This window comes from Micromonospora sp. NPDC003776 (genome assembly GCF_053605645.1).
The window spans coordinates 1-6,036 of the sequence record NZ_JBSGJR010000444.1; the positions used below are offsets into that span (position 1 = coordinate 1).

Consider the following 6,036-nt stretch of genomic DNA (forward strand, 5'->3'; position numbering starts at 1 on the left):
GCCCGGCACGCCGACCACCCCGCCGCCGGTGCGCCGCCGCCCGGTCCCGACCCGGGCCGCGGAGCCGCGGCCGGCGGAGGAGCGGCCGACCGACGTCCGCGCCGGGGAGGGGCGGCCGGCCGCACCCGAGCCCCGGACCGGTCGCGTGGTCGAGGCGCCCACGGAGGGCACGGACCCGGCCGCCGAGCCGCGGCGCCGCCGCCCGCTCGCCGCCCACCGGGGGCGTGCGGCGGTGGAGGAGTCCTCGCTGGCCACCGCCCCGACCGGTGGGCCGACCGGCAGTCCGGCGACGGTGGGTACGTCGTACTCCGGTGGGCAGATGACCACGACGGAGACCGCGCCCTCGCGTCCGCTGGACACCGGCGGCGTGCCGGGGCCCCGGGTGGTGATCGACCACGTCCAGGTGAGCACCTTCGGCCTCGACGCCACCGTGGAGGTACGCCTGATCGCGGGCGACCGGACGGCGGAGGGGCACGCCACCGGGCCGGCCGTCGACGGGTACGTGCTCCGGCTCTGCGCGGTGGCCGCCGCGGCGGCGGTGGACGAGCTGCTCGGCCGGGCCGTCCTGACCGCCGAGCGGGGGCGGTGCTTCGTCGAGCACGCGGCCGTGCTGCCGTTCGGCAACTGCGAGGTGGCCACCGTGGTGGTGCTGCTGGTCTGCGACGGCTGGGTGGAGCAGTTGGCCGGCTCGGCCCTGGTCGCCGGTGACCCGCGGCAGGCGATGGTCCGGGCGACCCTGGCCGCCGTGAACCGCCGGCTGGAGGCCCTGCTGGCCTGACCGGGTGCCGGTGTCGGGCGGGCTTCGGGCGGGAAGACTGGATGCCATGAAGCGCGCCTCCCTGTGGCCGGACGAGCAGTTGCCCGCGCACAGCGTCCCGCCGCCCTGGCCGGGCCGCCCGGTCCGCCTCGACGGCACCGTCACCTACGTCCGGGACACCCCGGCCCTCCGGCCGGCGGCCGAACCGGCGCTCTACGTGCACGGCCTCGGCGGCTCGTCGCAGAACTGGACGGACCTGGCCGGCCTGCTCGCGCCGTGGCTCGACGGGCAGGCGATCGACCTGCCCGGCTTCGGGCGCAGCGAGCCCGGCCGGCGGTACACCATCCCGGCCTTCGCCGACCGGGTGGTGCGCTGGATCGAGCACAGCGACCGGGGTCCGGTGCACCTGTTCGGCAACTCCCTGGGCGGGGCGGTCTCGGTGCGGGTGGCGGCGCTGCGGCCGGACCTGGTGCGCACGCTGACCCTGGTCTCCCCGGCGCTGCCGTTCCTCGACTTCCGCCGCTCGTTGCAGGGGCGGATGCTGCCGCTGCTGGCGATCCCCCGCGGCGAGCGGCTGGCCGCCTGGCGCCTGACCCAGCTCGCCCCCGAGGTGATGGCCCGGCAGGTGATGGAGGCGTGCATCGCCGACCTGACCCGGATCAGCGAGCAGCGCCGGCAGGAGGCGATCGAGGAGATCCGGATCCGCTACCAGGCGGCCCACTACGCGGCCGCGTACCTCCGGACCTTCCGGGGCCTGGTCTCCAGCTTCCTACGGTCGTACCTGCCGGGACCGAACTCCCTGTGGCGGATGGCCGCCGGCCTGCGGATGCCCACCCTGGTGGTGGGGGGCCGCGCGGACCGGCTGGTCGACGTCCGGGTGGCGCCGCAGGCCGCCCGGGTGATCCCGGACAGCCGGCTGCTGATGCTCGACGGGGTCGGGCACGTCGCCCAGCTGGAGGTGCCCCGGACGGTGGCCCGCGCGGTGCTGGCCCTGCTCGCCGAGCAGCGGGGGGCCCGGACGGCCGCCGAGCCGCGGGCCGGTGACCTGCTGACCGGAACGGTGGACAGCGGGCGACCGCGCGACATGGCAGGCTGAGCCGGATGCCCTCCTCCCGCCCCCGCCCCGCCTCCGGTCGTCCGGCCGCCCGTCGACGCCGACCCGTGATCGTGGTGCTCGCGTTCCTCGCCGCCGCCGCGGTCGCCGTCGGGGTGGCCGTGCAGCGGCCGTCCGCGGGGGCCGAGGTGCTGGTCAGCGACGGGTCGGCCGTCCAGCCGCCGGTGCCGTCGGAGCCCTCGCCGGCGCCGTCGGCGAGCCCCTCGCCGAGCCCGGAGCCGACCACGCCGGCGCCGGTGCTGGCCCTGCCCGGTCCGGTGCCCGCGCAGGGCCGGGGCAGTTTCGCGTACGACAGCCGGCCGGGGCCGCTGTTGGGGCGGACGGGGGTGCTGCGCCGGTTCCGGGTGGCGGTGGAGAACGGCTCGGGGCAGGACGTGCCGGCCTTCGGCGACGCCGTGCTGCGGGCCCTCACCGGGCCGGGGAGCTGGGTGGACGGCGGCTCGGTGCGGTTGCAGCGGGTCCCGCCCGGCGCGCGCTACGACTTCACCGTCTACCTGGCCACCCGGGTCACGGCCGGCCGGTTGTGCGCGAACGGGGGCATCGACATCCGCAAGGGCGGGCTGCCGTACACCTCCTGCCGGGTGCCCGGCAAGGTGGTGATCAACCTGGATCGCTGGCAGACCTCGGCGCCGCACCTAATGGCGGCCGGGCTGCCGCTGGAGACGTACCGGCTGTACGTGATCAACCACGAGGTCGGCCACCAGCTCGGGCACCATCACGAGGGCTGCCCCGCGGCCGGCCGGCCGGCGCCGGTGATGCAGCAGCAGACGCTCTTCCTCGGTGGGTGCCGGCCGAACCCGTGGCCGTACCTGAACGGGCGGCGGTATACCGGCCCGCCGACCTGGAAGCCCTGATCGTGGCGATGAGGAGTATTTCGCGGAACTGGCGGTAAAAGCGGCTGAATGCCCGAATTGCGTGGCACGCTGGTGTCATGACGTCGTCGTCCCCTTCTGACCCGCCTGCCGAGACCGGACCGCCGCCGGCCCGGCTCGACTTCGACCGTCCACCGGCCCACCCCGGGGTCACGCCGGTCCGTCCCACGCTGCGCCGGATGCGGCGCCGTCGGCGACGTACCGTCCTGCTCCTGGTCGCCCTGCTGGCGGCGGGCGGTGCCGCGGTCGGCCTGAGTGACCTGCTCCGCCGGCCCGCGGGCCCGGCGCCGGCCACGGTGGCCGCCGCCCGGGACGCGCGCCTGGCGAACGGCGGCGGCACGGGGGCCGGCGGGCAACCCCAGGCGTACCCGACCGAGGGCTCCGGGCGCTTCGTCCCGGCCCAGGGTGGCTCACCGGAGCGCGGGTACGGGGGACCGCTGCGCCGCTACCGCGTCGAGGTCGAGCAGGGCGTCGGGCAGGACGCCGACGACTTCGCCGGCACCGTGGACACGGTGCTCGGCGACGACCGGAGCTGGATCGCCTCCGGGAACCTGCGGGTGCAGCGGGTGGCCGAGGCGGCCGCCGCGGACTTCACCATCTACCTGGCCACCCCGGCCACCTCGGAGCGGATGTGCGCCGAGGGCGGCCTGAGCACCGAGCGGTACACCTCCTGCCGGCTCCCCGGCCGGGTGATCATCAACCTGGCCCGCTGGATGGAGGCGGTCCCGGACTACGGGGCGCCGCTCGAGGTCTACCGGACGTACGTGATCAACCACGAGGTGGGACACCAGTTCGGCGAGCTGCACCAGGCCTGCCCCGGCCCGGGCGCGCCCGCACCGGTGATGCAGCAGCAGACGTACGGGCTGGACGGCTGCGTCGCCAACCCCTGGCCGTACGTCGACGGGGCACGCTACGAGGGGGAGCCCGTCGAGGGGCTCTGAGTTATTCCCGCTCCCGCATGTCGGGCGACGTGTCCCTCCTCATGGCCGATCCCCACCGGATCGAGCGACAATGGCGCGGTCCCACCGCCGATCCCGGGGAGTCCACCGTGTCGTTGCCCCCGCTCGTCGAGCCCGCCGCCGAGCTGACCGTCGACGAGATCCGTCGCTACTCGCGCCACCTGATCATCCCCGACGTCGGGGTCGAGGGTCAGAAGCGGCTGAAGAACGCCCGGGTGCTCTGCGTCGGCGCCGGCGGTCTCGGCTCGCCGGCCCTGATGTACCTGGCCGCCGCCGGTGTCGGCACGCTCGGCATCATCGACTTCGACACCGTCGACGAGTCCAACCTCCAGCGGCAGATCATCCACGGCGTCTCCGACGTGGGCCGGTCCAAGGCCGAGTCCGCCGCCGCCTCGATCCGCGAGATCAACCCGCTGGTCAACGTGGAGATCCACAACACCGCGCTGGACCGGGAGAACGTCCGTGAGATCTTCTCCCAGTACGACCTGATCGTCGACGGCACCGACAACTTCGCCACCCGCTACATGGTCAACGACGCGGCCGTGCTGCTCGGCAAGCCGTACGTCTGGGGGTCGATCTACCGCTTCGACGGCCAGGCGTCGGTCTTCTGGGCCGAGCACGGCCCCTGCTACCGCTGCCTCTACCCGGAGCCGCCGCCGCCCGGCATGGTGCCGTCCTGCGCCGAGGGTGGCGTGCTCGGCGTGCTCTGCGCGTCCATCGGGTCGATCCAGGTGAACGAGGCGATCAAGCTGCTCGCCGGCATCGGCGAGCCGCTGGTCGGCCGGCTGATGGTCTACGACGCCCTGGAGATGAGCTACCGCAAGATCAAGGTTCGCAAGGACCCGAACTGCGTGCTCTGCGGCGAGAACCCGACGGTCACCGACCTGCTGGAGGACTACGAGGACTTCTGCGGCGCCGTCTCCGTCGAGGCGCAGGAGGCGGTGGTCGACTCGACCATCACCGCCCTGGAGCTGAAGGAGTGGCAGGACGCCGGCAAGGACATCTTCCTGGTCGACGTCCGCGAGCCCGCCGAGTACGAGATCGTCCGGATCCCCGGCTCCACCCTGATCCCCAAGGGCGAGATCATCTCCGGCGAGGCGCTGGCGAAGCTCCCGCAGGACAGGCAGATCGTGCTGCACTGCAAGTCCGGCGTCCGCTCCGCCGAGGCGCTCGCCGCGCTGAAGGCGGCCGGCTTCAAGGACGCCGTGCACGTCCAGGGCGGCGTCCTCTCCTGGGTCAAGCAGATCGACCCGTCCCTGCCCGCGTACTGAGTTCTGCCCGAGGGTCCCTCCGCGTGTCGGGAGGGGCCCTCGGCGTCGGTACCGGCATCACCGTCCGTGTTGGAGCTATGTCGTCGAGTGAGTCGACGCGTCGTTCCACAACCCGCCGGTGGGCCGGGCCACCCCTGGCCGAGCTACCGAGGCGTAACCGCGTTCGCGCAGGTAGCGTGACCGCCGTGGTGGACTTGGACGCGGCGATCGGCTTCGTCGTGGCGCACGGCGACGCGGTGGACCGCGCCCGCCTCTCCCGACTGCGTACCGGCGCGCCCGTGCCGGACGACCTGCTCGACGCGGCCGAGGCCGGGCAGGCATCCGGCGGCGGCTGGCCCGCCGTCCTCGACGGCACGGTCGCCTCGGTCGACGCGACCTGCTTCCGTCTATCCGAACTGGACGACCTCGGCGGCCTGGGCCGGCCGGCCGCCCGGCACGCCCTGGACTGGCTCGCTGCCCGCCAGCTCCCCGACGGCGGCTGGGACGAGGACCCCGCACTGGCCGGCATCGCGCCCGAATGGGCCACCCCGGGGGACCCGGAGGCCGGGCTCTACCTGACCGCCAACGCCGGGTTCTGGCTGACCGTGGCTGGGCTGGACGCCCGCGCCGCCGGGCCGCTCGATCACCGGGTCGGCGGCGCGTACGCCGGCGTGGTGCAGGCGGCGGCGCAGGCGCTCGCCGCGCAGCTCGCGCCGGACGGGAGCTGGCCGTCCTTCCTGCCCGCCGGGTGGCTGAGCGCGGCGGTGCTGCACCGCCAGCAGATGTACTACGAGTCGGCGCGGATCCAGGCGGTGCTGGCGGATCGGATCCCCGAGATGTCCCCGGCCGATGTGGCCTGGCTCGCCGCCACGCTGCGCCGGGTCGAGGTGGGCGAGGAACAGTGGCTGCTGGTCTCGGCGCGCAAGCGGCTCGCCGAGACGCAGCGCAGCGACGGCGGCTGGGACAGCGACGACGGCCACCAGTTCGATGTGCACACCACGCTGCGGGCGATCCGCGCCTGTCGCCCGAGCGCCCCCGAGGCATCGGCCGCCGGCGCGGTCTTCCTGTCGCCCCGGCTGGCCGC

General features: G+C 74.9%; 5 protein-coding genes and 1 pseudogene. All 6 read left to right on the forward strand.

The features are described 5' to 3' along the window. Positions 1-778 (forward strand): annotated as a pseudogene (locus ACWEVO_RS27590) (hypothetical protein); the annotation flags it as partial. Between the two features lie 46 nt (positions 779-824). After that, positions 825-1,853, forward strand: a complete 1,029-nt coding sequence (locus ACWEVO_RS27595) for an alpha/beta fold hydrolase (protein WP_452310411.1) — start codon at positions 825-827, stop codon at positions 1,851-1,853. A gap of 5 nt (positions 1,854-1,858) precedes the next feature. Continuing rightward, on the forward strand, positions 1,859-2,725 hold the full coding sequence (locus ACWEVO_RS27600) for a DUF3152 domain-containing protein (protein ID WP_452310412.1): 867 nt from the start codon (positions 1,859-1,861) through the stop codon (positions 2,723-2,725). Positions 2,726-2,802: 77 nt separating this feature from the next. Continuing rightward, positions 2,803-3,684 carry a DUF3152 domain-containing protein gene (locus tag ACWEVO_RS27605; RefSeq protein ID WP_452310413.1) on the forward strand — a complete coding sequence of 294 codons (882 nt, stop codon included), beginning with the start codon at positions 2,803-2,805 and terminating at the stop codon, positions 3,682-3,684. Between the two features lie 41 nt (positions 3,685-3,725). Then, on the forward strand, positions 3,726-4,973 hold the full coding sequence (moeZ, locus tag ACWEVO_RS27610) for an adenylyltransferase/sulfurtransferase MoeZ (RefSeq protein ID WP_452310414.1): 1,248 nt from the start codon (positions 3,726-3,728) through the stop codon (positions 4,971-4,973). A 185-nt stretch (positions 4,974-5,158) separates the two neighbouring features. Beyond that, on the forward strand, positions 5,159-6,036 hold an 878-nt coding region (locus tag ACWEVO_RS27615), incomplete at its 3' end, for a hypothetical protein (protein ID WP_452310415.1).